General features: G+C 43.3%; 23 protein-coding genes. 19 read left to right on the forward strand and 4 right to left on the reverse strand.

Going from position 1 to position 25,354, the window contains the following annotated elements; all coding sequences use genetic code 11:
• The first annotated feature begins 110 nt into the window (after nt 1–110).
• From LU361_RS12965 to dnaQ, 3 genes are all read left to right on the forward strand, one after another.
• Nucleotides 111–965 (forward strand): class I SAM-dependent methyltransferase, encoded by an 855-nt coding sequence (locus LU361_RS12965; RefSeq protein WP_233089256.1) that lies wholly within the window; start codon nt 111–113, stop codon nt 963–965.
• A 69-nt stretch (nt 966–1,034) separates the two neighbouring features.
• Entirely contained in the window at nt 1,035–1,475 is a 441-nt protein-coding gene (rnhA, locus tag LU361_RS12970) for a ribonuclease HI (RefSeq protein WP_233089257.1), read from the forward strand.
• Between the two features lie 26 nt (nt 1,476–1,501).
• A complete protein-coding gene (gene dnaQ / locus LU361_RS12975; RefSeq protein WP_233089258.1) occupies nt 1,502–2,227 on the forward strand; it encodes a DNA polymerase III subunit epsilon in 726 nt (241 codons plus the stop codon).
• A 45-nt stretch (nt 2,228–2,272) separates the two neighbouring features.
• Here the strand turns inward: dnaQ and LU361_RS12980 are convergent, their stop codons facing one another.
• Entirely contained in the window at nt 2,273–2,614 is a 342-nt protein-coding gene (locus LU361_RS12980; RefSeq protein ID WP_233089259.1) for a hypothetical protein, read from the reverse strand.
• Nucleotides 2,615–2,898: 284 nt separating this feature from the next.
• Here LU361_RS12980 and LU361_RS12985 point away from each other — a divergent pair, with 284 nt between their 5' ends.
• From LU361_RS12985 to LU361_RS12995, 3 genes are all read left to right on the forward strand, one after another.
• On the forward strand, nt 2,899–4,161 hold the full coding sequence (locus LU361_RS12985; RefSeq protein WP_233089260.1) for a lipoprotein-releasing ABC transporter permease subunit: 1,263 nt from the start codon (nt 2,899–2,901) through the stop codon (nt 4,159–4,161).
• Nucleotides 4,162–4,254: 93 nt separating this feature from the next.
• The gene (gene lolD, locus LU361_RS12990) at nt 4,255–5,007 is read left to right on the forward strand and encodes a lipoprotein-releasing ABC transporter ATP-binding protein LolD (RefSeq protein ID WP_286206477.1); all 753 of its coding nucleotides are present in this window, start codon (nt 4,255–4,257) and stop codon (nt 5,005–5,007) included.
• A gap of 63 nt (nt 5,008–5,070) precedes the next feature.
• Nucleotides 5,071–6,336 (forward strand): lipoprotein-releasing ABC transporter permease subunit, encoded by a 1,266-nt coding sequence (locus LU361_RS12995; RefSeq protein WP_233089261.1) that lies wholly within the window; start codon nt 5,071–5,073, stop codon nt 6,334–6,336.
• Here the strand turns inward: LU361_RS12995 and LU361_RS13000 are convergent.
• Nucleotides 6,333–6,860, reverse strand: coding sequence for a DUF2062 domain-containing protein (locus LU361_RS13000; RefSeq protein WP_233089262.1), 528 nt, complete (start codon nt 6,858–6,860; stop codon nt 6,333–6,335). The genes LU361_RS12995 and LU361_RS13000 overlap by 4 nt on opposite strands.
• A gap of 373 nt (nt 6,861–7,233) precedes the next feature.
• Here LU361_RS13000 and LU361_RS13005 point away from each other — a divergent pair, with 373 nt between their 5' ends.
• The 11 genes from LU361_RS13005 (at nt 7,234) to pgsA (ending at nt 19,360) form a co-directional block, all read left to right on the forward strand.
• Nucleotides 7,234–9,627 carry a DNA internalization-related competence protein ComEC/Rec2 gene (locus LU361_RS13005; protein WP_233089263.1) on the forward strand — a complete coding sequence of 798 codons (2,394 nt, stop codon included), beginning with the start codon at nt 7,234–7,236 and terminating at the stop codon, nt 9,625–9,627.
• A gap of 186 nt (nt 9,628–9,813) precedes the next feature.
• Nucleotides 9,814–10,440 (forward strand): MotA/TolQ/ExbB proton channel family protein, encoded by a 627-nt coding sequence (locus tag LU361_RS13010; RefSeq protein ID WP_233089264.1) that lies wholly within the window; start codon nt 9,814–9,816, stop codon nt 10,438–10,440.
• A gap of 15 nt (nt 10,441–10,455) precedes the next feature.
• Nucleotides 10,456–10,887 (forward strand): ExbD/TolR family protein, encoded by a 432-nt coding sequence (locus LU361_RS13015; protein ID WP_233089265.1) that lies wholly within the window; start codon nt 10,456–10,458, stop codon nt 10,885–10,887.
• 5 nt (nt 10,888–10,892) lie between these two features.
• Complete coding sequence (lpxK, locus tag LU361_RS13020) at nt 10,893–11,933, forward strand: tetraacyldisaccharide 4'-kinase (protein WP_233089266.1); 1,041 nt, start codon at nt 10,893–10,895, stop codon at nt 11,931–11,933.
• Between the two features lie 202 nt (nt 11,934–12,135).
• Nucleotides 12,136–12,930 carry a 3-deoxy-manno-octulosonate cytidylyltransferase gene (gene kdsB / locus LU361_RS13025; protein ID WP_233089267.1) on the forward strand — a complete coding sequence of 265 codons (795 nt, stop codon included), beginning with the start codon at nt 12,136–12,138 and terminating at the stop codon, nt 12,928–12,930.
• Between the two features lie 84 nt (nt 12,931–13,014).
• Nucleotides 13,015–13,503 carry a low molecular weight protein-tyrosine-phosphatase gene (locus LU361_RS13030; protein ID WP_233089268.1) on the forward strand — a complete coding sequence of 163 codons (489 nt, stop codon included), beginning with the start codon at nt 13,015–13,017 and terminating at the stop codon, nt 13,501–13,503.
• A gap of 17 nt (nt 13,504–13,520) precedes the next feature.
• A complete protein-coding gene (gene murB / locus LU361_RS13035; RefSeq protein WP_233089269.1) occupies nt 13,521–14,534 on the forward strand; it encodes a UDP-N-acetylmuramate dehydrogenase in 1,014 nt (337 codons plus the stop codon).
• A gap of 345 nt (nt 14,535–14,879) precedes the next feature.
• Nucleotides 14,880–15,491: an alpha-ketoglutarate-dependent dioxygenase AlkB family protein gene (locus LU361_RS13040; protein WP_233089270.1), complete on the forward strand. Its 612-nt coding sequence runs from the start codon at nt 14,880–14,882 to the stop codon at nt 15,489–15,491.
• 449 nt (nt 15,492–15,940) lie between these two features.
• Complete coding sequence (uvrY, locus tag LU361_RS13045) at nt 15,941–16,585, forward strand: UvrY/SirA/GacA family response regulator transcription factor (RefSeq protein WP_233089271.1); 645 nt, start codon at nt 15,941–15,943, stop codon at nt 16,583–16,585.
• 29 nt (nt 16,586–16,614) lie between these two features.
• Nucleotides 16,615–18,471 carry an excinuclease ABC subunit UvrC gene (gene uvrC / locus LU361_RS13050; protein ID WP_233089272.1) on the forward strand — a complete coding sequence of 619 codons (1,857 nt, stop codon included), beginning with the start codon at nt 16,615–16,617 and terminating at the stop codon, nt 18,469–18,471.
• A 319-nt stretch (nt 18,472–18,790) separates the two neighbouring features.
• Nucleotides 18,791–19,360 carry a CDP-diacylglycerol--glycerol-3-phosphate 3-phosphatidyltransferase gene (gene pgsA / locus LU361_RS13055; protein ID WP_233089273.1) on the forward strand — a complete coding sequence of 190 codons (570 nt, stop codon included), beginning with the start codon at nt 18,791–18,793 and terminating at the stop codon, nt 19,358–19,360.
• Between the two features lie 249 nt (nt 19,361–19,609).
• On the opposite strand, the gene LU361_RS13060 is transcribed toward pgsA, so the two are convergent.
• Complete coding sequence (locus LU361_RS13060) at nt 19,610–20,017, reverse strand: hypothetical protein (RefSeq protein WP_233089274.1); 408 nt, start codon at nt 20,015–20,017, stop codon at nt 19,610–19,612.
• A gap of 957 nt (nt 20,018–20,974) precedes the next feature.
• Between LU361_RS13060 and LU361_RS13065 the strand changes: the two genes are divergently transcribed.
• Both LU361_RS13065 and LU361_RS13070 read left to right on the forward strand, forming a co-directional pair.
• The gene (locus LU361_RS13065; protein WP_233089275.1) at nt 20,975–22,546 is read left to right on the forward strand and encodes a methyl-accepting chemotaxis protein; all 1,572 of its coding nucleotides are present in this window, start codon (nt 20,975–20,977) and stop codon (nt 22,544–22,546) included.
• Between the two features lie 132 nt (nt 22,547–22,678).
• Nucleotides 22,679–23,335 carry a TetR/AcrR family transcriptional regulator gene (locus LU361_RS13070; protein ID WP_233089276.1) on the forward strand — a complete coding sequence of 219 codons (657 nt, stop codon included), beginning with the start codon at nt 22,679–22,681 and terminating at the stop codon, nt 23,333–23,335.
• A 145-nt stretch (nt 23,336–23,480) separates the two neighbouring features.
• On the opposite strand, the gene LU361_RS13075 is transcribed toward LU361_RS13070, so the two are convergent.
• Complete coding sequence (locus tag LU361_RS13075; RefSeq protein WP_233089277.1) at nt 23,481–25,310, reverse strand: AMP-binding protein; 1,830 nt, start codon at nt 25,308–25,310, stop codon at nt 23,481–23,483.
• Between the last annotated feature and the right edge of the window lie 44 nt (nt 25,311–25,354).

A 25,354-nucleotide genomic window follows, 5' to 3' on the forward strand; every position in this document is an offset into this window, starting at 1 on the left:
AAATATAAGTATAAGTATTCAAAATTCTATTCATAGGTGATTTTGTGACTAAATTAACACGATACGGATCACACAGTCGTCAATGTTCAATCACGATTTGATAATTGTGTATGTCAGATAAACATTTCTTCGCTCAAAGCACGTCGATCTTGCCTGACTTCATGCGTCAGTGGTTGGAGCGGTGGTTTGGTGTAAGTGACATCGAAGAATTGGCTCCGGCTTTGGAGGAATGGCTGGAATCACCGTTGGGTTCGAGCTTAATGCGCGCCGAGCAAGAGATGCTCGATACAGCGCTTTCGTACCTGTTTGGCTACCATTTGATGCAATTGAGCCCAGATCGGCGGGCGAAGCTTTACGGCGACAGCAAAATCAATCATTGCTTTGGCTTGCATCCGTTGGCTACTGATGGAAAGGTCTACACCGCAATGTCGGAGTTTGAACACCTTCCGATTGCCGATGAATCCATTGATGTCGTTTTGTTGCATCATATTTTAGAATTCTCCAAAGACCCCCACCGTCTGTTGCGTGAAGCCTCCAGAGTTACAACGCCGCACGGGTATATGGTGGTTATCGGGTTTAATCCGTACAGTATTTTGGGAGTTTATCGTCAATTGGCGAGAGTGTTTATACGTGATCCGAAAGTTAAGTCTCACGCTATCAGAATCTCAAGGGTTACCGATTGGCTGCGCCTTTTAGACTTTACTCCGCTCAAACTGCAACGGGGTTTTTTTCGATTGCCGGTCAATAATCGCTTTTTTCTCAGACACACGGAGTGGTTTGATAAGTTAGGTTCCCCGATAATGACGCCCATTGGTGGGTTTTATATGATCATTGCAAGAAAGCAGATCGCCCCGATTACTCCAATCAAACAAAATTGGAGCTTAGGTCGAGCGGTTCCTGGTTTCTCCGTTGGTAAATCGGCGTCTAGATTTCCAGAATCCGCCCGAGTAACCGCCAAGAAGTAAGCTGCTAAAAACAAACGGCAGTTTTTTGATTCCTACATTATTTACAGAAAACTCTATTTTGGACTTAATTTGAAAAACGTTGAGATTTTCACCGACGGTGCCTGTAAAGGTAATCCGGGTCCCGGTGGTTGGGGCGCTTTGCTGCGTTATAATGACACTGAAAAATCCATTCATGGCGGTGAACAAAACACCACCAATAATCGAATGGAGCTAACCGCCGCGATAGAAGCGTTGAAGCTTTTAAAAGAATCGTGTTCAGTCGATCTAACAACAGATTCGCAGTACGTCCGCAAAGGCGTGACCGAGTGGATTCACAATTGGAAGAAAAATGGTTGGAAAACGTCTGCCAAAAAGCCTGTCAAAAACGTAGATCTGTGGCAACAATTGGATGAATTTAATCAGCGTCATGAGATTCGATGGCACTGGGTTAAAGGTCATGCTGGTCACAGAGAAAACGAGATCGCTGACGAATTAGCAAATTTGGGTATTGAGACCTTAACGAGTCAATAGCTTTTACATTTTGGGGCAAAACCTACGTGAGACAAATAGTTCTAGATACTGAAACTACTGGTATCGACCCGAAGCAGGGCCACCGCATTATTGAAATTGGTTGTGTCGAGTTAGTAGACAGAAAACTGACTCATAACCACTATCATCAGTATATTCACCCTGAGCGTGAAGTAGAGCAAGAAGCGATCGACGTTCACGGTATTACCAACGAGTTTCTCGAAGATAAACCGAAATTTATCGAAATTGCAGAAGATTTCTTAGAATTTATCAAAGGTGCCGAGTTAATCATTCACAACGCACCGTTTGATATCGGCTTTATCAATCACGAATTTGGTTTGCTCAACCGCAACCTTGGCAGCGTTACCGACTACTGTTCGGTTATCGATACGTTAGCGCTAGCGCGAGAAAAGCATCCCGGCCAAAAGAATAACTTGGATGCGTTGTGTAAACGCTATTTTGTCGATAACTCCGCCCGCGAGCTGCACGGCGCATTGTTGGACTCCGAGATTTTAGCGGATGTCTACTTGTTGATGACCGGTGGTCAGACCTCATTGGGGTTGAGTGCAAGCGGTCAAGAAGAAAGTGGGAATGTGCAAGGCGGTTCGTCAATTCGTCGATTGCCATCTACGCGAACACCGACTCCAGTGCTGTTTGCTACTCAATCTGAGATGTCTTTGCATGAGCAAACGCTGGATTCTGTTGCGAAAAGCTCGGGCGATTCCGTAATCTGGCGTTCGCTTGATAAAGCCTAGTTTGCCATCAATGAACGCCAGTGCTCTGATCAGCTATTGGGTTGATTAACTTCCCGAGTGAATCATAACGGTGTGAATCACGATGGAGTGCTCAAAGTAAACTCGATAGTTGTCGTAATGCCAAATAGTGATGGGCGGGTTGCCAACCGGCCCTTGCTCACTGTTTGCCTGGCCAAAAGCACTGCGAACAAATTCCATGCTCATACCTAATGTTGGAACTTCAACTTCTGTGTTTTGACCCTGCGTGCCAACGGGAATAGCAACCGTTTGTGAAAAAGCGGTAGTTGAGTGCAGTAGCATTGCAATAAAAACACTGAGCACCGGGGCGAAAATACGTCGGTTGTATTTGGGATTGGATAACGAGATTGTATGAGTCCTGGTGGCCATAACAGTACACTTTAAAATAATTGATTAACTTATTGGAAACTCTATAGAAATTCTAACATCCAACTAGCTTTATGTTAGCATGAGAAAAGTGGAATGTTAGTTATCGACAGAGATTGTTAAATCAAACGGTTCACAATTCTCAACTTTTCATTTTTACTCAATGCTTATCTACGCAACGCCCATTTACGTAGTAGGCTCTAGCCAAAAATCGGTGCATTGAGATGAAAAATAATCCGCAAAATATTACTACCCGCTATCGAACAAACTAAGGTATTACTCAGTAAATGACATTGCTTTCTTTTCCAGTATCGTCGTTTATTGGTCTTCGATACCTGCGCGCAAAACGTCGTAATCAATTTATTTCTTTCATCAGTTCATTTTCTTTATTGGGAATGGCGTTTGGCGTATTTGCATTAATTGTTGTTTTGTCTGTTATGAATGGCTTCGACAGAGAGATAAAGCAACGAATCCTCAGTGTCGTCCCCCACGGTTTTGTTCGCTCTGATCAAGGCATCAGCAATTGGCAAGACGTGCAAGCGGTGGTGAATCAACATCCTTCCGTTATTGGCTCGGCACCCTATATTCAAGGGTACGGTTTATTGAATCGAAGCTTTGGTATACAAGGTGTTGAGGTTCAAGGCGTTCTTCCAGAACAAGAGCGTGTTGTGTCTTCCGTTGCCGACAAAATGTTGGTTGGACAGTTGGATAATCTTACGTCGGGAGATTACGGAATTGTTGTCGGTCGATTGCTTGCTCGTTATTTGGGTGTCAGCACGGGTGATAAAGTCACATTAGTTCTCCCCCAAGTGAATGTGACTCCGGCCGGTATTTTTCCTCGCCAAAAACGAATGACTGTTGTTGGCGTCTTTGAAATAGGCGCTCAGCAAGATCAATCGCTCGCACTGGTGCATATAGACGATGCCAAAAAATTATTCCGTTTTCCCGCAGCAGCCGAAGGTTTAAGAATCGCGACAACTGATTTGTACACGGCCAATCGTACGTTACAAGACGTGCAGTCCTCCTTGTCTGATGTTCAACGTGGTGATCTTGAGGTCTTAGACTGGAGTAAAACCCAAGGCGGTTTATTTCAGGCGGTGAAAATGGAAAAAATAGTCGTCGGCAGTCTTTTGATGATTATTGTTGCGGTTGCTGCTTTTAATATTATTACCAGTTTAGTGTTGATGGTTTCCGATAAGCGCTCAGATATTGCCGTGTTAAGAACACTGGGTTTGAGCTCGAAAGAAGTAATGGCCATTTTTGTTACACAAGGTACAGCAGTAGGTATTATCGGGATTACTATAGGCGCGGTATTCGGAAGTTTGTGCGCCTACTTTATTGGCGATATTGTGCAGTTTGTGGAAGGTGTAACACACTCACAAGTGTTTGATCCCAACGTTTATTTTGTGTCTAAGTTACCGTCTGTTCTTATGTGGGATGATGTTGTGATTGTGTCGGTATCTGGATTATTGATGTCTATCGTAGCAACGCTTTATCCGGCTTATCAGGCATCTAAAATTCAACCGGCCGAAGCGCTGAGGTATGAATGATTTTCGGAATGTAGTTTTTAGAGCGCGATAAAAACTCAATAATCAATGGGCTGGAAATACTTAAACTTGTGGGCGTAATGTAAGGTTAATATTTTGAAGACATCTCAATCCGCTTCCGATAAGGGAAGCCAGACTCAAGATAATTCAGGCTCGTCGGCGTCTGTTCTTACTTGCTCTCATTTGTCAAAAGTGTATTCCAATGGTCCTCAGGCGATTGAAGTCTTGTCTGATGTTAACTTCTCAATTGACAAAGGCGAATCAGTAGCGATTGTCGGCTCTTCCGGTGCCGGTAAGTCAACTTTATTGAATTTATTGGGTGGGCTGGATTTGCCATCGCGAGGAGAGGTGGTGTTATTGGGCAATAATTTTGCCGATCTGAACGAAAAATCTCGAGGCTTACTGAGAAATCGTTCCCTGGGTTTTGTGTATCAATTTCACCACCTGTTACCTGAGTTTACCGCGTTAGAAAACGTGATTATGCCGCTGATTATTGGCAAGCACTCGAAATCTGAAGCATCGGACCGTGCTGCTCAGTTATTGAAGCGAGTGGGTTTGTCTGAGCGTCTCAATCATAAACCTTCGGAATTGTCTGGGGGCGAGCGCCAGCGAGTGGCAATTGCTCGAGCGTTAGTCGCGCAGCCTGCGTGTGTGCTTATGGATGAGCCCACCGGAAACCTCGATAGAAAAACAGCAGAATCGATTCAAAAACTGATGGAAGAGCTGAATAGCGAGTTAGGAACAAGCTTTATTGTGGTTACTCATGATGAATCGTTGGCGCTGGAGCAAGATCGAGTTCTGTATTTGGCTGACGGTCAATTGCATCACCAAGATCCGCTGCACCATTAACCGTGCTCGTTTAAAAGTTATGCCCACTCAAATTAATCGTTGTGTTCTGGATTGCAGTTTTTAATGAATTCCATAAAACCCACTACTTCTGCTCGCTTGGCCTGGTTTGTCGGACGCCGATTTGGCGGTTCCAATAACAACAGTCAGCTGGTCAGTTTTATCTCTGGCATATCCACGGTTGGTTTGGTGTTAGGCGTTGCCATGTTAGTGGTAGTGGTGGCAATTATGAACGGATTTGATCGTGATTTGCGCACCAAGATACTGTCTGTTGTACCACAGGCTTCGCTGTTTCATCGCGACGGTATCGAGAATTGGCCGCAGGAAATCGAGCGCATCAGTGCGCTTCCCGGTTATGAGAGGGTGGAAGCAGCAGCTCCTTTTGTTCATCTAGAGGGAATGATCAGCCGCGGTAAAACTGTGATTCCCGCGTTGGTGTACGGAGTTGATCCTGTGCTGGAGGCCGATGTATCCCACATCACAGATTATCTTCACTTTGAAACGCTGCAACGTTTAGGTCAAGAACCTAACTCGTTCGTGCTGGGAAAAGGACTTGCGGAGAAGTTATCGGTCGCGGTCGGCGATACTGTTTCTTTTATTGCGCCAAAGCCTAATGGCCGGGCCAAAGCTGCGGGCGTGGTTCAGCTAAAGATCATTGCCTTGCTCGAAACTGGCACCGAGCTTGATCATAAGCTCGGCGTGATGTCGCTCAATCAGGCTTCGAAACTCACCACTATTCCAGGCACCGTAACCGGCATTCGATTGCGTTTGTACGATCTTTTTGATGCGCCTTGGGTGGTTTCAGGGATCTCTCGCCAATTACCTTACGGTTATTACACCAGCGATTGGACTCGTACGCACGGCAATCTGTATCACGCCGTTCAAATGTCGTCGAGTTTAGTTTCTCTGCTGTTGGTGTTAATTATTGGTATCGCAGTATTTAACGTTGTTTCGACATTGGTATTAGCCGTGGTTGAAAAACAAGGCGATATTGCAATTTTACTTACGATGGGGGCAAGCCCTGGCGACATTCTGCGAATTTTTATGGTTCAAGGCAGTGTGGTGGGGTTACTCGGAACAGGCATCGGCGTGTTGGTTGGTTTGGGGTTGAGTTGGGTGGCTCCGCATTTGTTGGTGGCAATTGAGCAGTTGAGTGGTACAGATATACTGCGTTCAGACATTTATCCAGTCAGTGATTTACCGATTGATAACCGTTGGCAAGATATTGTATTTATTGCCATTGTTGCTTTGGTGCTCAGTTTTCTTGCGTCTATTTATCCGGCCTGGAAAGCGAGCAAAATTCAACCCGCAGAAGCTTTGAGATACGATTAACTTTCCTGTTTGGAACGCTCTTTTTTTCTGCGTTCCCAGTTCCGAATTACATGCCAGCGCCAAAAAAGCTGCATAGAAAAATAACCCAGAGTGCCCAACACTAAACCGCTTAAAATAGATCCAACAAACAGTGGCGCCCAAATTTTTCCTACTTCTTCTGTAATCCAGCGCCAGCTCATTTCCAATTGGAATTCGTGTACGGGTGAACCTAATATCCAAGTGCCGATATTGTAAGTGACAAAAAATATGGGGCCGAACGTCAGTGGATTACTTAACCAAATAAGTGCGATGCTTATTGGCAAGTTACAACGCAAAATTACCGCTAGTACAGCGCCGACAAAGAGTTGACCAGGAAACGGCAGCAGGGCGCAAAATAAACCGACAAAAAATCCAACCGATACAGAATGCCGATTCAAATGAAATAAGTTGGGGTCGTGGAGAATATCACCCAGAAAAGAAAAGCCAGGAATAGCTTTGATTTTGGCGGGGTCAGGCATCCAGCGTTTTAAAATTTTCTTCGCCATTTGTAAAATCTTGGCTATAACAGGGGCGCGTATTATGCACTGAAAAAATATGACGCTCTACTGTTGATAATCATATTTGAACGTTTATTTGAAACTGACATCATTTTTCAGGCAACCATCGTATTTTGCACATTGGCAGCCTAACCGTCGCGGAAATATTAGACTTTGGTTTATTTCAGAAATATTTAATGTTGAATAAATACTTTCTTTTTGAGCATCCAATTCACAATACGAGCGCGGTTAAAATTCCAAGTATTAATATTCATAATTGATACTCAACATTAATCGCGTGCTAATTTTCTTAATCTGTCTCGTGTTTGGGATGGTTTTCACCAGCTATTTACCTCAACTGCCGTCACTGACAGCGACACTAGTGACAATAATAGTGACAGCAATTGTGGTTGTAGCAGTGGGTTACGCTACCCGGTTTGTCCCATCGCAGCGATTTCTAACGGTTGTTCGACCTTCTTTAGTAATTAGGGTTTCATTGGCATTTGGGCTCGGCACAATCTTGATGATTGTTTTGGCTGGTCGACTGATTTCACAACAATTACCTACGTCCTTTGAGCTTAAAACAATCACGTTGGCAGGCGCAGTTTCCGGTTTCGCGAAGCACGAACGCAGTGGTGAAGAGGTAAAAGTGACCTTCGATATGGATACCCGTATCAAAGTCAATGATAACCAATGCGAAACAACGGATGCTTTGCCGGTTGAAGGGAAGATTCGTTTGTCTTGGTCGAGTTTGTACGCCGATGACAGTCAAAAAAGAGTGTTCAAAGAGATTCTATCGAACTTATCACCGAGCAATCAGCTATGCCTTTCTGTGCGTTTGCGACGACCTCGGGGAAACATCAATCCCGGTGGCTACGATTTTCAACAATGGCTGTTGAGTCACAATTATATTGCCACCGGTTATGTTGTTGATGTTTTGGCAATCAACCACCGTTCAGAGGGCAATTGGGTTGATCGATTGCGTTGGCAGATTAATGAATTTTTCCAATCGCACATACACGATCCGCAGTTGGTTGGTTCCGTAGTTGCCTTGTCGATTGGCGAGAAATCTGGAATTACCGATGAGCAATGGCAGCTTCTTCAATCGACGGGAACCCTGCATTTGGTGGTCATTTCGGGGTTACATGTTGGGATTATCGCGGCTCTCGCGTATTTTTTAGGTCACGTTTGCGCAAAGCTAATTGGCTGGAAAACCGGAATTTACCCGGTTTGGCTGGCGCCGATGATCTCCGTTGTTATCTGTTTGGGTTACGTTCTGCTTGCTGGCTTTAGTTTGCCAACCCAGCGCGCGTTTGTGATGGTCACGATGGCTAATTTACTCTTGGCGACAGGGCGCTACCAGCAGGTTTGGCTTGGCTACTGGTTATCCATGTTGATTTGTTTGTTGTTGAACCCGCTTGCGGCACACAGCTCAGGGTTTTGGCTGTCGTTTGGTGTGGTAGCGATTATTCTCAGTAGCCTACACAGCTATCATGTAGGATCAAATTTCGCCAAATTTCTAAGGCTACAGGTTACGATTTTCTTATTTATGGCTCTGCCATTGGGTGTAACCACTCAGGGCCTAAGTTTGTCGTCACTCGTGACCAACACCGTTGCCATTCCTTATGTGAGTTTTGTTGTTGTTCCCTGGGTGTTGGTCACCAGTTTGTTGGGCGTAGCGGCAGATAATTTTGCAGTGACAGATGTATTTGTCGAAATCCTCGTTTGGCTTATGGCTGGTTTTTGGCAGGGATTGGGCGTTTCTCAAACACTCTTTGGCCAATTAAACGATTGGTTGCCTGGTCTCTACACAGACGGATTTCTAAACATCGCTGTGCTGGATATTTCTGCTTGGCACTGGGGTTTGGCGATTGCATCACTAATGGTCGCGTTAATACCGTTGACCTCACCTTGGTTGAAATGTCTTCTTATAGGTTCTGTTTTTATTGTGCTTTTTGGCTCAAGCAAGAATGAATCAAAGTTTGAGTTTTTACTTTTTGATGTCGGCCAGGGCACGGCTTCTTTGGTGCGCGTAGGAAATAACACGTTGGTTTACGATACGGGCCCACCTTTGGGGCGTGACTATTCTCGGGCGGAGCAGGTCATTGCGCCTTATCTTATACAGTCCAACACGCGAACCATCGACTATTTAATGTTGAGTCACGGAGACAGTGACCACTCGTCGGGATTAATTGCTTTAGCGGAGCAGTTCGACATTCGTAACACTGTCTCGGGCGAGCCGAGTCGAATTGATATTCCGGCAGATTTTTGTGAGCGTGGTCAGTCTTGGTTGTGGTCCAATTCTGAGAGTGATTATTCCGTGGCTTTTGAAGTGATTTGGCCTCCTGCCGAACAACGCTTTAATCTTGATATTCCCTCGAATGACAAATCTTGTGTTTTGCTGATTCGTGCACCGAATTTAACACTCATGCATGCGGGTGATATCAGTAAAGCCGTTGAGTGGGAATTGGTACGCAAGGGTGTTCCTGATATCGATGTTCTTATTGCGCCACATCACGGCAGTAAATCGTCTTCCAGTTTACGGTTTTTGTTAGCCACCCAGCCCGAGCATATTGTTTTTAGTGCAGGCTATCGCAATCGCTACCGCCATCCGTCCGAGGATGTGGCTGCCAGAATTAATAAATATCTACCACAGACAAAAATTTGGAATACCGCCCATCACGGAGCAATTCGACTGTCGATTGATAAGGATCTTGGCTGGCAAATATACGCAAGTCGCAAAAATCATCGCCGTTTTTGGCATTCATCAGAATAGGCGTGGGCTCAAGCCAAAGCGTGTGCTAAAGTCGTTCGCCGTAAGCATGTTTGTTTTGCCAATTGACTGTTTTCTCAACATATTTTGACGAATTTATACGTTCGTATCACTGAAATTCAATTGGCAGTTTTGTTATTTTGAGATGTTCTGACTTTAGCTCAGTTTTTGGTTAGGAGCCTATTTGACGTGTTTGAAATAATTGCCGCTGGTGGTTGGCTAATGTTGCCAATAATTTTGTGTTCGTTAGCCGTTGTCGGAATTGTCTTAGAAAGATACTGGACATTAACCCCTGAGAAAATTGCGCCCAAGCATTTATTGGGTGAAGTTTGGGGCGGGCTCCAAAAAAAGCAGATGAATGCTGAATCTCTAAAACGTCTAAAACAAAATTCAGCCTTGGGGGCAATATTAGCCGCTGGTATCAGTAATTCCCGTCATGGTCGTGACGTGATGAAAGACAGCATCGAAGAAGCTGCCAATCAAGTCATCCACGACATGGAAAGATATTTAGGCATACTCGGCACTATTGCTGCTGTTGCGCCTTTGCTCGGTCTGTTGGGAACGGTCATCGGTATGATCAATGTCTTTACCGCAATTATGGTTCAGGGCACTGGTAATGCAGGCGCGCTGGCTGGCGGAATTTCGGAAGCCCTTATTACTACCGCGGCCGGGCTTTGTGTGGCTATTCCTGCAATGATGGCGCATCGATTCTATCAACGCCGAATCGACACCCTTGTGGTGACGATGGAACAAGAAGCCGTAAAGTTAGTCGATGCCATTCATGGCGATCGTAAAGTTGATGTTAAAGTTGTCTAGTCATTAGGTAATCACGTGAAGTTTCGACGCCAAAACGAAGGGGAAGACAGCATCAACCTAACACCACTCATTGATGTGGTCTTCTTGCTGTTAATATTTTTCATGGTATCCACCACTTTTACCAAAGAAACTCATCTGACCGTAGATTTGCCGGAGGCGACGGCCAATGCTGCTGTTGAGCAGCCGCAAACCATTGAGATATTGATTGGTAAAGATGGCAGCTATTCCATCAACGGTAATACGTTGGTCAATCAAAAATTAGCGACGCTTAAACGAGCGCTCACAGAAACTTCCGAGGGCGATACAGAAAGACCGCTACTCATTACCGCCGACGCTAATACACCGCACCAAGCGGTGGTTACTGCGATGGACGTTGCTGGGCAGTTAGGTTTTATCCATTTGAGTATCACAACGAAAGCGCCAGTCAGTGAATCTTCCGATAGCTGATTGATATGTCTTTTAAGATGCTTATTGAGCGAGCGGTTAATGCCAGTTGGTACGGCCGCAGCAAATGGACGTATGCATTTCTCCCCGTTGAGCCACTGATAAAACGCCATATCAAAAAACGAAGTTCCGATCATCACACGCCGAAAACGGGCCCTGTTGTTATCGTCGTTGGCAACATTACGGTAGGCGGAACGGGCAAAACCCCCTTAATTTTATCGCTATGCCAGTCGCTTCAACGCGAGGGCTTTTCAGTAGGTATCGTTTCTCGTGGTTACGGTGGTGCTTCCGACAACTATCCGCTGGAAGTTTTGCCATCAACTGATACGAGCGAAAGCGGCGATGAAGCTAAAATGCTCGCGCTTTCTAGCGGTGTTCCTGTGGTCGTTGATCCTCAGCGAGCGCAAGCTGTGACGGCTTTGTGTCAAAATCACGATGTGGATGTCGTGCTCAGTGACGACGGTTTACAGCACTATGCCATGGCCAGAGATATTGAGTTACTGGTTGTCGATTCAAGCCGAGGTTTCGGCAATGGGCATTGTTTACCGGTAGGACCGTTGCGAGAGCCCTTAGCTCGGTTGGATTCAGTCGATTTTATTTTAACCAACGGCAAGAAAAGTGTTGATGGTTTAGCGAATCACCCGCATTTTTCATTCGAAATTTCCCCAGCGTATTGGCAATCCGTGGGGGAGCTGTTTAAGCCGTCTACAAACCTTGAATCCGGCATTGCTCTGGATGAATTGCCAAGAGATCAGTCTTATCTCGCTATTGCTGGCATCGGTAACCCGCAACGATTTTTTGCAACGCTTAAGTCTTTGAATGTTGCATTTGATGCGCAATCCTTTCCCGATCATTACAATTACACGCAAGCGGATTTTTCCAGTAATACTCGGCCATTAGTGATGACCGAAAAAGATGCGGTTAAATGTGGATCGTTTTTTCAATCCGATTGGTATTTTCTAAAAGTGAAAGCCGATCTCGACCCCGAATTTACCAAGCAGTTAATAAATAGAATAAGAACTGTACAATGCACAAGAATCGAAGAGTAATTCCGTTTATCTTGAGGTAAACTTTTAGCCCAATAGGGTGCGAGCGAATGTTATTTATTTGATCGGTCGATCCAGTCAATGGATGCGAAGATTAATAAATATGAACGCGAGTTCTCTGAGTCTTAGGTGATATCAGTTACCCAATGAATGTTAGTTAATAGTCTTTAGAATCCGTCCTTTTATAACCACGCCGTTTTTATTTATGTCTAATTTCTCCGTAATAATCCCTGCTCGATATTCTTCAACCCGATTACCTGGAAAACCGTTGCTCGATATTTTGGGCAAACCCATGATTCAGCGCGTTTACGAACAAGCAAAAAAAAGTTCGGCGATTTCGGTTTATGTGGCAACGGATGATCAACGGATTTTTGATTGCGTAAAATCGTTTGGCGGCGATGTGGTTATGACACAAGAGCATCATCCATCCGGAACGGATCGATTGCAGGAAACCGCAGAGCGATTAGGTTTGGGCGATTCCGATGTTGTCGTCAATGTTCAGGGTGATGAACCCTTAATTCCGCCAGAAGTAATCGATCAAGTTGCAAAGAATATGTTCCAAAGTGGTGCTTCTTCGGCAACGTTGGCAGAAGAAATCGAAGCGTTGGATGTATTTTTAAACCCTAACGTTGTTAAAGTTGTTTGTGACGCCGAAGGTATTGCCTCTTATTTCAGCCGCGCCCCAATTCCTTGGCCGAGAGACGCATTTTCTAAGTTCCCTGTTGATTCATTCGCTCAGGAAGATTCGGAAAAAGTGTTTCAAGAATTGAGACAAAATATTACGTTACTGAGACATATTGGAATTTATGCCTACCGAGTGTCTTTATTGAAAAAATTTGTCCAGTGGCCAATGGCACCTCTTGAAAGTACAGAGTGTTTAGAGCAATTAAGAATTTTGCACAACGGTGAGAAGATGCATGTCGAACAAGCGTGTCTTGCTGTTCCAGGGGGAATTGATACCCAGCAGGATTTAGATTCTATTCGAAAATATTTGTCTTAATCTAACTCAGACGGTTAAATTTATACGTCTGATTAGTATATTTAATAATAATTTTTAAATCTTTTCTTAGGTGGCGTGTTAAACGTGAGCGTATCCGTACTTTTTGTATGCCTTGGCAATATTTGTCGATCTCCTACGGCAGAAGCCGTATTTACTAAATTGCTAGAAGATTATCGACACAACGAAAATTCTTCCCTGGAGCTTTCTATTGATTCTGCCGGCACCGGCGGTTGGCACGTTGGTAAAGCGCCAGATTCCAGAGCCCAGGCTGCCGGTAGAAAAAGAGGTTATGATTTGTCGGTGCTTCGTGGCCGACAAGTTAGCCAAGAGGATTTTTCTAAATTTGATTATATCTTGGCAATGGATCAGGCGAATTTATCTGATCTAAAACAGATGAGTGAGCATGCAAACTTTAATGGGCATTTAGGCTTATTTTTGGAATTTGGCCACTCGAATGAGCGAGAGGTTCCCGATCCTTATTACGGTGGTGAGTCAGGTTTTGAGTATGTTTTGGATTTAATTGAAGACGCGAGCCAAGGCTTGATAACCCATATTGCAGAACGCTCGAAATAACTTTTCTGATAAAAAAGATGAATCAAAAATCACAAGCCGCGCAGTCTTTGAAGCCTTACAATACCTTCGCAATCGACGCTAAAACGCCTGAAATTCATGAATTCGCTTCGGTTGAGGCGTTAAAAAAGCTTATCGTATTGTTGCGCGAAAAAGATTTTATACTCCTGGGTGGGGGCAGTAATACCATTTTTACCGCCGATACCGAGCGCCCAGTTATTGTTAATAAGCTCTCTGGAGTTCATTTTTTTTCTGAGGGTGAGCGGCATTTTGTCAGTGCGGCGGGTGGCGAGTCTTGGCAAAAATTGGTTTCCGATACCGTAAGCAATGGTTTTTTTGGAATAGAAAATCTTGCTCTTATTCCAGGTTCGGTAGGAGCAGCGCCTGTGCAAAACATAGGGGCTTACGGTGTTGAGATAAAAGATCGATTAATCGAAATTAAAGTCCTTGATGTCGATAGTTTGGCAATAAAAACGATAACAAACCAAGAATGTCGTTTTTCCTATCGTGATAGTCGTTTTAAGCACGATTGGAAAAATCGGTACATTATTTTAGAAATAACACTCGAACTTTTTAAAGAAAATCACTGTGTTCTGAATTATCCCGGGTTAAAGGATTGTTTTCTGGACAGAGATCAAAACACCTTGGCTTCAAAAGAGATATACGATCGCATCTGCTTCATCCGTCGGTCGAAGCTTCCTGATCCATCTCTTCTTCCCAATGCCGGCAGTTTTTTTAAAAACCCGATCGTTTCAGAGAGTCAATTTGCAGCAATTCAGAAAGAATTTGACGATATCGTCTGGTATCCAATGCCTGACGGTCAGATTAAGTTGGCCGCTGGTTGGCTGCTCGATCGTGCCGGTTGGAAGGGGCGTGGTATTGGCCCAGTTGGAATGCACGAGAAACAGGCGTTAGTGATGGTCAACTTTGGTGACGCATCTGGTGAAGATGTTGTCGCATTTACGCATCGACTCCAAGATGATATTCGCGACAAATTTGGTGTTGAGTTAGAACCTGAGCCTGTTTTTATATAATAGTGTTCTATTAATCCGGATTTACTTTTAATATTGACCAATAATGTAATGGTCAGTTGAGATATTTATTTGTCTATTATCACTATTATTTTTAATTTGTACCTTTTACATGATTCAATTTAATAAAAGTTTTGAATTTTTCTTTTACTTAGAAAATATTTATATTAGTCAGGTGTGACAGCTATTTGCGAAGTTAGTATAAGAGTATGCTAACTAACTAAAGTACTAATAGATAAAAGTTTTGTTTTTTAGTTTTTTTATTCAGTTTGTATAAGTGATAATTGCGTATGTTATCTAAATCGGTGAGAGCCGCCGTATCATTGGCTACTACGTTCGATTACAACAATGCAAAGTGAATTATTTGGTGGTTGGCAAACGATTGACTGTCCTGATGCCGAGCTTAGATATTGGCCCAATTGGTTAAGTTCGAATCGGCATGACCAGCTTGTCAAAGCGCTGGAACATTTAAATTGGGACCAGTCTGTTATCACAATTGCGGGAAGAAAAGTTTTAACTCCGCGACTGAATGCTTGGTACGGTGATCAATACGCTCGCTACGGTTATTCTGGCGTCGACTTGCCGATTAACCCATGGACTGATGAACTCGAACAGCTGCGTGATGACATTCAGTCGGATACAGCATGTAAGTTCAACAGTGTGCTGGCGAACCTTTATCGCGATGGTTCCGACAGTGTAGATTGGCACGCAGATGATGAAGACGAGCTTGGAAAGTTTCCTACCATTGCTTCGTTAAGTTTGGGAGCCCCAAGAAAATTTTTAATGCGTCATCGAACTCGAAGGGATCTCGCTAAAATAGAATTAATACTTGAGCCCGGTTCGCTTTTAGTTATGTCGGGACCAACACAAAAATATTGGTTGCATAAAATTCCGAAGACAAAGGAATCCGTTAGTGCTCGAATTAATTTAACGTTTCGCTTAATTATTCAGGGTAATTAATTTTGAATAATTGAACTAAATGATGATTGAATGAATAAAATAAAAACTTATAAACATGTTTATTCAAAATGTTGTTCCGATTGTTACGATTCATTTTCTTGAACAAAGATTTGTATTGAAGACGTTTAAAATAAGTTGGTTGCCTTCGAAGATAAAACTATACCAATGCAACCAATTTCTAAAATTAGAAACTCATAGTTTTAATTATGAAAACGGTTCAAAATAAAGCGTTTAAATCGTCTCTGATTTATACAGTTTTAATAGCCAAACACGTTATATTGGAAAACATAACAACTAAATTAACCTGAAAAATAGACTCTATAAATTTCTCGATGTAACCTAGTTAGGCTGGACATTTTGAGAAACTTTAAGGTGTCGTTAGATGGATGGCTCTCTGGTCGAAATCAGGTTTCTGGGTTACATAACCTTTGCGTTCTGGGGTCAATTAAGTGATTAAAATATTAGTGGTAGACGACCACGATCTAGTGCGAACTGGCTTTGTTAGGATGCTAGGTGACATCGACGGTTTTGACGTTGTTGGTGAAGCGGAAAGCGGCGAGAAAGCCGTTATCCTAGCGCGTGAGTTAAAGCCAGATGTTGTGTTAATGGATGTGAAAATGCCTGGCATAGGCGGGTTAGAAGCAACGAAAAAATTGCTCAATGCCCATGATCAGCTCAAGGTTATTGCAGTGACTGCGTTAGACGACAGTATGTATCCCAGTCGATTGATGCAGGCGGGTGCTTATGGTTATATCACCAAGGGCACGCATCTTGATGAAATGGTCAACGCCATTCGTTCGGTATACTCGGGCAAGCATTACATGAGCAATAATATTGCTCAGCAAATGGCTTTAAAGAGTTATGCAAAAGACGTAAGCACACCGTTTGAAAAACTGTCCGAACGGGAGCTTCAAACCGCGTTGATGATTGCCAATGGACAAAAGCCTCAGGCGATAGCCAACACATTTAACGTCAGCCCAAAAACGGTCAACAGTTACCGCTACCGCATATTCGATAAACTCGAAATCAACAGCGATGTAGAGCTTGCGTTACTGGCGGTTAAGCACGGCGTTTTAGATGTTGAGATTGAGTAACCTATATTGCGTGCCGGCTTCCATGTATCATGTCGAGCATGAGCGAGACTTCCAATTTAGAAAGCACAACATTTGACCATAAGCGATTTTTGGCGAGCACGAGCACAGGCGCTGGTGTTTACCAAATGTACGATTACAACAGTCAACCGTTGTATGTCGGCAAAGCAAAAAATCTAAAAAACCGGTTATCCAGCTATTTCCGCAAAACCGGATTAACACCGAAAACCGAAGCGCTCGTAAAACGAATTTCCAGTATTCAAGTGACGCTAACTCAGACCGAAACTGAGGCGCTCATCCTTGAACAAAACCTGATCAAATCACAGCGTCCGCCATACAATATTTTATTGCGCGACGACAAATCCTATCCCTATATATTTTTATCCTCTAACGATGACTTTCCGCGAATTTCTTTGCATCGCGGCGCAAAGAAAAAGAAAGGCCGTTATTTTGGCCCATTTCCTAACGTCAGTTCGGTGAAAGACAGTCTGAATTTACTTCAAAAAACATTTCGTGTCCGTCAGTGCGAAGACAGCGTTTTTAAAAATCGATCGCGACCTTGCTTGCAGTATCAAATCAATCGTTGCACCGCGCCTTGCGTTGGCTTGATCAATAAAGACTCGTACGGTGAAGACGTGAAATTCACAGAAATGTTTCTTGACGGTAATAATCAGGAATTAATGACTACGCTGGCCACGCGTATGGAATCAGCATCGGAAAATTTAGAGTTTGAACAAGCGGCTGTATTTCGCGATCAAATCGCCTCGCTTCGAAAAATTCAGGCTGATCGAGTGGTGGAAAGTGAGCAGGGCGATATGGATGTATTCGGTATCAGTCAGGCTCGCGGTGGTTTCTGCATTCACGTACTTTTTGTTCGCAACGGTCGAGTTCTCGGCAGTAAGAGTTATTTTCCAAAAGAAAAACTGGATCAGCAAAAAAGTGAAGTTTTAGCCGCATTCTTACCGCAGTTTTATATTGCGAATACTCACCGCGAAATTCCAGCCGAAGTGCTGTTACCCCATCCGGTTGAAGACGCTGATATTGTTGCCGATGCTCTCGCACAACTGCGATCGGCCAAGGTGATCATGAAGCACAATGTGCGTGGCCAGCGTTTGAAGTGGTTGCAGCTGGCGAATCAATCTGCTGAGCAAAATCTTATCTCTCGCGTTAATAATCGCGAAAAAGTGCAACAAAAATACGAAGCTCTGCAAGATGCTTTGCAATTGCCGGAGCTGCCCGCCCGGATGGAATGTTTCGATATCAGCCACAGTTCAGGTGAAAAAACGGTAGCTTCTTGCGTTGTCTTTGATGAAGGTGGCGCTAATCCGTCAGACTATCGCCGTTTCAATATCAACGATATTACCGCAGGCGATGACTACGCCGCTATGCGCCAAGCTCTGGAGCGCCGCTATAAGCGCTTGTGTGAAGGTGAAGGCAAAATGCCAGACATCTTGCTGGTTGACGGCGGTAAAGGGCAGTTTAACGTCGCTAAAGACGTGCTATCCGAGTTAAGCGTTAACAATGTAGAACTGGTTGGTATTGCCAAAGGCACCACTCGCAAGGCTGGATTTGAAACCTTGATCGTCGATGGCGGTAACTCTGAAATAACCTTAGATTCGACGTCTTCGGCATTGCATTTATTGCAAGAGATTCGCGATGAAGCTCACCGCTTTGCAATCACCGGCCATCGTCAGAGGCGAGACAAGGCTCGAAAAACCTCCAGTCTTGAGTCTGTGCCAGGAGTCGGAGCGAAACGCCGGAAAGAGCTACTCAAACACTTTGGCGGTTTGCAGGGGGTTAAAGCGGCGAGCATCGAAGATTTGGCCAAGGTTCAGGGGATTAGTCGGAATTTAGCTGAAGAGATTTACCAAACATTGAGAATGTCTTAACGCCTGAGCGTTCGTCAATGTGAGAAAACTTAACATTGGCGACATTGGTTGATAGGCGACTGGCTAAGTGTGCTTTTGCCAGGGTTTTAAATGAGAACAGTTGTATTTTTATCGGTTAAGTGAGTTTTAATCGATACTTATCGCCACATTGACCTTCCAGTTACCGCCTGAAATGGAGTGATCCTAGACAAGAAAATCAGCGCACTGGAAGGTTTTAGGTGAGTAAATTTTGCTACTCGGGCATTAACTCTCTAGAATTCGCCCCCTAGTAACAAAACTTGTTTACCATACATTGATCCACTGATTACCGAATTTTTGAATGACACTTGCAAATCAACTTACACTGCTACGAATTATCTTAATCCCCGCATTGATACTCGTATTTTACTTGCCGTTTCAATTCAGCGCTCTTTCCTCTGCGTTAATATTCTCTCTTGCTGCTATTACCGATTGGGCTGACGGCTACATCGCTCGAAAATACAACCAGTCAACCCCTTTTGGGGCTTTTTTAGACCCTGTCGCTGATAAGTTGATGGTGGCGACAGCGCTTGTTTTGTTAGTAGAAGTTCACGCCAGTGCGTGGTTTGCAATTCCAGCTGTAGTCATTGTGGGGCGGGAAATTGTTATTTCCGCGTTGCGTGAGTGGATGGCAGAATTGGGTAAGCGAGCAAATGTGGCGGTTTCGAACATTGGTAAAATCAAAACCACCTGCCAAATGGTTTCCATTATTGTTCTTTTGCTGTTTCGTCCAGGTGTGAATCTGACAATGACCTGGATTGGTTACATTACTTTGTATTTAGCGGCCATTCTCACTTTATGGTCGATGGTGATTTACCTTAAAGCAGCATGGCCAGATTTAAAACCATCCAAACCTGGCGCGTCTGAATAAAGGCGCGCTGCAGTACAGTACCTTGGTATTTACACATTGTGGTAAATGAATATGGTAAATGCCTTGAGGGTGAACTCCTTGATAGTACCGCGCCTCGCTAATACAGAGTCTTAATTTATTAATGAGTGCTGTGGAAAATTATATTCCTGTGCAGTGCCATTTTTAGTGTTTACAAACTTGCTGCAAATTACCGTCAATAAAAAGAGGGTAAAAAGTTCGTTAAGCACTTTTACGTATTTTAAATCAGTATCAACCAGTAATATCCGCAAGGTCATCTAAGTACAAACGCTTTGCAGTTTTTAACTCGTTTGAATAACTGGCGACATCAGGGGTGGTAAGATCATGCCCAAATTTCCAATTTTCTTTGGTCCATTGCCACACATCTTCAAATGTATTTGCCGACAAACTCTTTGTGCCGCGCTTTTTCTTTAACTGCATTTCCATATTAATGCCACCGTTATGGTGCTTGCGTATCCTAAACCCTACTAAGCGACCGCATTTTGAAAAAACTCGGGCGGGCTTTAGGGCAGCGAGTGCGTCCAATTCTTTTTGTTTAGCTTCTGCAACTGATTTATCCCTGGAGTAGACTTGAACTTCTACGCCATTGATTTTTTTATAAGCTCTGTGTCCGCCGGTTGGGTGTGGTCTACATGCCATGGGTTATTACTTCTCGTTTGGTTATAGGACGTCCGAAATCACAAAATTTGGACTAAACCGAATAGTTAATGAGAGTTCAATAAATTTATCTTCGCCTTATCAGTGTCGTAATTCTTACGACTATTATTTTCTAGCAATATTGATGCTAGCTCACCTACCGCAAAGGTTACTGTATGAGTTATCGGCCTGTACTCTCGGTTCTGTATCGAATTGTTAAAATTGTGTCGCTTTAATCTTCTTCAAGAGGTAAAAAATCTTATTTTTCTCCAAAGTAGAGAATTATCAACCACAAAAAGCTAAAAATGCATTAATCGTAACCTAGGGATTCTGATATAGCGTGAATTAGGCCTTAGTCATGTTTTTACTTCGAAACTAACGTTAGCAGGCCTTGAGAATGATGGGTATGGAATAAGGTTTACAAATTTATCATTTCGACTGGATGAGTTGATCAGATTACCTTGACTGCGGAAAAGTTCGGTAATTGATATAATTTATTTCCCGTATAAAACCGGCTTACCCCATTCGTCCTTAAAGCTTGATTGCACCGTTAGTCTTTTGCATCGGCATCTTTTAATCGTGGCGAATAGGTAAAACGACTGCGTATTTGTCGGGCCATTATATTCAATTTTATACATTCCAGCTATGGTGTAGGCCCCAATTGATTTTGTATAAATTGAGAAAAAAGAAGAGAAAAATATTCTAAAATTAACTATCCAGATTTCTTTTTATCAAAAATAATTTACAGTCATTTTTGTGGCGTTCGTTGGTTCTAGGTACTTGAGCGGTGCATTTTAAAAATTTTACTTTTTAAAATGGCTTAAACGCGCGTCATTCAGCATCTCTTGAACAATGAATAATTTATCATCGGGTCTTTTCCCTTCAAAGTTTCTGCCTCTGGCCGACAAGCTGATTACAAAAATTTCATTTACTCATTTTTAGCGATCGGTTTGGTTTCCAATGAGAAAGACAGGACCTGTAACGGGGCGAGAAGCACGTCTCAACGCCAATGATCAGTTGGTCACATCAACCAATACAAAAGGTGTCATTACGTTTTGTAATGATCGCTTTTGCGAGGTTGCGGGTTATTCCAAGGCTGAGTTGCTGGGCCAAGCCCACAATATCGTCCGCCACCCGGACATGCCGCAAGAGGCTTTTGCAAAGATGTGGCAGGATTTACGTTCGGGCAAACCCTGGATGGGATTGGTTAAAAATCGCTGCGCTAATGGCGATCATTATTGGGTCGACGCCTATGTGATGCCGGTGACTGAGCGAGGACAAGTGGTGGGTTATGAATCTGTGCGCGTGGCTCCGTCTAGAGAGCAGATAACACGAGCAATTGAGACCTATCAGCGCATTAAAAATGGCAGTTCCGCAATTCCTTTCTTTTCAAGCGTATGGGATCGATTTAAGAATTACGTTTTAAGTGCCAGTTGTATTTTCGTTGTCTTGTTGTGTGGTTTGTTTGTTGTTCAGAACGTTTCTGCCTTGTCAGTAGGTATGGCTGTTATTGCGAGTGTTGTTGCCGGTGTTTTTTCTGTGGTTGTTGCATTGATGCCGTTGAATCAGGTTCTCGATCAATCTCGACGCCTGAGTAACGACCCCATTGCTGTCTACATTTACACTGGCCGAAGCGACGCCTATGGCGAAGTGCTGTTTGCCACGTTAATGCAAAAAGCACGATTACGAACGGCGTTAGGGCGGTTTAACGAGGCGGCCCGAGAACTCAATGAAAAATCTACCAGCGCGCAAACGGAAGCAGAGGCGGCGTTAGATAATATGAACTCTCAGCAAAACGAATCCGCTCAAGTGGCAGAATCCATGAGTCAAATGGCGGTGGCGGTTCAAGAAGTGGCAAGAGGCGTTTCAGAAACCAGTAACGCTACGGTAGACGCCATGCAGGAAGTCAAAAAAGGCGAGAATGTCTTGGTCGAGGCCAATAATGAAATTGAAGTGTTGTCAGCAACAGTAACGGACCTGTCGACTTTGCTGGAAAACCTGTCGGGAGGCAGTGCAAAAATTGCCAGTGTTATCGATGTGATTCGCTCTATTGCTGACCAAACCAATTTGTTGGCGCTGAACGCAGCGATTGAAGCTGCGAGAGCCGGAGAGCAGGGGCGTGGTTTCTCGGTGGTTGCCGATGAGGTGCGTTCGCTGGCTCAGCGCACTCAGGAATCTACGCAAGACATTCAGGCGATTATTGAAGAATTGGGAGAGGCGACTAAGGCGTCAGTAACCAGTATGAATGCCTGCCAAGAGTCGTCCTCACGCAGTGTTGAGCGTATCGGAAACGTCAATGATGCGTTAACGCAAATTGCTGAATCAGTTCTTGGTATCGAAAAAATGTCGCATCAAATAGCTGCGGCCGCTGAAGAGCAATCGAGTTCGGCGAATGAAGTTAACTGTAATACCAAAAATATTTCGGATATTGCTAAATTAACTCATGAGAAAGCAACAAAGGCCTCGGATTTAAGTAATCAAATGTCTGAGCTGGCGGAAAAACAGTTTCTTCTGGTAGAACGATTCAAGTGATTTGAAATTATTCTCATCAATTGCTTCCTAGCTTTTCTATCATTGGATAGATTTATTTGATGAGTAACAATCAAAGACATCGTAAAATAAATAGATTAAAATTTAAGTCATTTTTATCTATTTTGGGCATTTATGAAGACTGCGCTTTCACCTAGAAAAAAACCAAAACAAGAACGGTCTCGAATAAAATTTGATAAAATTTTATCTCATGCCAAAAAAATGCTCGTTGAGGAAGGCGTCGATTATTTTACGACAGACGCTTTGGCTAAGGCCACTGGTATGTCTATTGGCTCTATATATCAATATTTTCCTAATAAGCAGGCTATTTTTTCTGAATTGATCAATGAATGGCGTGAAAGTGTTGAAAGTAAATTGCTTGTTATTTTGGATGAAGTCCAAGTTTCTTCCATAGAAAGTATTCCGATGCGTAATCAAGTACTCTGGCAAATGATCGATCGCTTTTATTCTGAGCTGATAACAACTCCTGAACAACTAAAACTTCATGCTGAATTAATTAAAGCATCCGAATGGTCGATTCAGTTAAAGGAACTTGAACATAAGCATAATCAATTTATTTCTGAATTTTTCATTCGAATGATGACGGATCTAGGTACCACACTGGATAATAATGATTTAATCGATCTAGCCAATTACATGTACGAAGCCCAAAACTCTATAGAATCTTCTTGTAAGCAGGATTTCCCGGCTTATAAAAGGCGTATGGAATGGCACAAGAAGGCTAGCTACGCTTTGTTAACTGATGGTTGCTTTAGCTCGACTATAGAATAACCAAGATAATTTATTAAAGGATGCCAGCGCTTATATTGTCACTTACGCACTAGCATCCACTGGTGGTCACACTCCCAAACGGCTGCTGTTAAAGAAGATGTTTAACGTGCTCGTTTTTTATCAGAATTGATTTCGTAATTTATTTTTACGCCTCGGAGGCATTTGTTTCGATAATGACGCCCAATTTTTGTGATAAGTGCTCGCAGGACTTGTTAAAGCTTTCATCGACGGCTTGGGTGTGAACTTTCACGTTATATTTTCCTTGGCTGTTAATTGCTGCTTTTACGGTAAGCTCTTTATCAACAAACTTTTTATTGAGTAATTCTTTAATTGCCGCAGCTGTCGACTTCTCTCTAAGGCTTGGTTTGTGTATTTTTCCTACAGTAGTAACCGGTAGCTTATCTAAAATAAATATTTTTTTAGGGCATGCTGGTCGTTCATCAATACGGTCATTAACGAATTCCTGCAGTTGCTGTTCACTCACATTAACACCTTCGCGTAATTGAACAAAAGCAACGGGTAATTCGCCTGCGTATTCATCAGGCCAGCCAACAGCTGCCGCCAGTTCAATACCAATATGTTGCTCTAAGCAATGTTCTATCATTGCAGGATCAATATTATGGCCACTGCGAATAATTAAATCTTTCGCTCTTCCTGTAATAAACAAATTCGAGTCGCTATCGATATAACCCAGATCTCCGGTGTGTAACCAGCCATCTTTCATTGCGGACTTTTCGTCACCTAAATAGCCAGAAAATACGGATTCACTCTTGACCAAAACTTCTCCACCGCAGGTTGTACCGCTTGATCCGTTAATGCGAATTCCCGAGCTTTCAGCGACTACTCCAGCACTTCCTTTTACTATCGGGTTACTCACGTTGGCCATAGAAATAAAACCGGCTGTTTCAGTCATTCCATATATGCAATAGAGTTCAACCCCGGTTAATGCTCTAATATCCGCATACAAGTTTTCAGGAATTGGCGCTCCTCCCGAAGACATTATGCGTAAGCTGGATGTATCAGATCCATTTAAGGGGACAGATAACATAGACGCAACAGAAGTTGGTATACCGCCACTAATATTAACTCTGTAGTACTCAATTATTTTCCAATGCGCTTGAATAACATTAGGATCCCGAAAACTTTTTACTGTAGGTAAAATAATATTTAATCCCGATATAAGCGCACTGAGACTGTTAACAATAGCGCCGGCCACATGGAAAAGTGGGAGCCCATTTACAATCGTTTCAGCTGCTTGGAGTTCAAAACCTTCACATACGCGTCTTGCACTTTCAAGTTGATTTTTACTGCTGTGCTTCGCCAGTTTGGGCGTGCCCGTAGTACCGCCTGTATGAAAATACGCTACCGTGTCTTCTGGGCCGTTCAGCCAACTAGAAGGTAATTCTTCATCGCTGTACTTTAACAAAAGCGAGTCAAAATCATTAAGTACCATTTCTGGCCGAAGAGGTTTAGGAAGTGGTTTGCTGATTAATTTCATTGCAACATTAATCGCAGTTGGTAATACAGATACCGATAACAACTTAATTTCTTTACCGCTGATTTCCCTTACATTTGCAGCAGCTTGTTGAGCTTTTTGCCAGATATTAATTCCTGGAGTAGGTCCTACCGATAATACAATATCTGAGTTGGCCTTTAATAAAAGCTCGGTGATCGCTTCAACTGAAAGAAGCGGGTTCAACGGATTGGCAATACCAATGCATTCAGCTCCCCACAAAGCAATCTGGTGTTGAGGAATATTAGGTAGCAAAGTTGAGACTACAACTTTGGATTTGTTTTCTGATAAATCTTTAAATAATCGAGCAGCGCGCTTTAAGTTGGAAAAAAACTCAAAATAGTTGTACGTTTTTTCGGAAAAGTTTGGTTTTATTTTGGTTATCAAAGTAAATGCGGTGTGAGCGTCGTGTAATTCACTGGACTTTTTTACTGCCTGATAAATTGTGTTTACGTCATTCATACGAAAATTCCTGTTATTTCAGCATTCCCTCGATCAGGACAAAC

The sequence above is a fragment of the Sessilibacter corallicola genome, from assembly GCF_021290925.1.
GTDB classification, from domain to species: Bacteria; Pseudomonadota; Gammaproteobacteria; order Pseudomonadales; family Cellvibrionaceae; genus Sessilibacter; species Sessilibacter corallicola.

Coding starts and splice junctions, on each gene's coding strand:
- LU361_RS12965 (WP_233089256.1), top strand. CDS start 111: ATGTCAGATAAACATTTCTTCGCTCAAAGCACGTCGATCTTGCCTGAC.
- LU361_RS12980 (WP_233089259.1), bottom strand. CDS start 2,614: ATGGCCACCAGGACTCATACAATCTCGTTATCCAATCCCAAATACAAC.
- LU361_RS12985 (WP_233089260.1), top strand. CDS start 2,899: ATGACATTGCTTTCTTTTCCAGTATCGTCGTTTATTGGTCTTCGATAC.
- LU361_RS12995 (WP_233089261.1), top strand. CDS start 5,071: ATGAATTCCATAAAACCCACTACTTCTGCTCGCTTGGCCTGGTTTGTC.
- LU361_RS13000 (WP_233089262.1), bottom strand. CDS start 6,860: ATGGCGAAGAAAATTTTAAAACGCTGGATGCCTGACCCCGCCAAAATC.
- lpxK (WP_233089266.1), top strand. CDS start 10,893: ATGTCTTTTAAGATGCTTATTGAGCGAGCGGTTAATGCCAGTTGGTAC.
- kdsB (WP_233089267.1), top strand. CDS start 12,136: ATGTCTAATTTCTCCGTAATAATCCCTGCTCGATATTCTTCAACCCGA.
- murB (WP_233089269.1), top strand. CDS start 13,521: ATGAATCAAAAATCACAAGCCGCGCAGTCTTTGAAGCCTTACAATACC.
- LU361_RS13040 (WP_233089270.1), top strand. CDS start 14,880: ATGCAAAGTGAATTATTTGGTGGTTGGCAAACGATTGACTGTCCTGAT.
- uvrC (WP_233089272.1), top strand. CDS start 16,615: ATGTCGAGCATGAGCGAGACTTCCAATTTAGAAAGCACAACATTTGAC.
- pgsA (WP_233089273.1), top strand. CDS start 18,791: ATGACACTTGCAAATCAACTTACACTGCTACGAATTATCTTAATCCCC.
- LU361_RS13060 (WP_233089274.1), bottom strand. CDS start 20,017: ATGGCATGTAGACCACACCCAACCGGCGGACACAGAGCTTATAAAAAA.
- LU361_RS13065 (WP_233089275.1), top strand. CDS start 20,975: ATGAGAAAGACAGGACCTGTAACGGGGCGAGAAGCACGTCTCAACGCC.
- LU361_RS13070 (WP_233089276.1), top strand. CDS start 22,679: ATGAAGACTGCGCTTTCACCTAGAAAAAAACCAAAACAAGAACGGTCT.
- LU361_RS13075 (WP_233089277.1), bottom strand. CDS start 25,310: ATGAATGACGTAAACACAATTTATCAGGCAGTAAAAAAGTCCAGTGAA.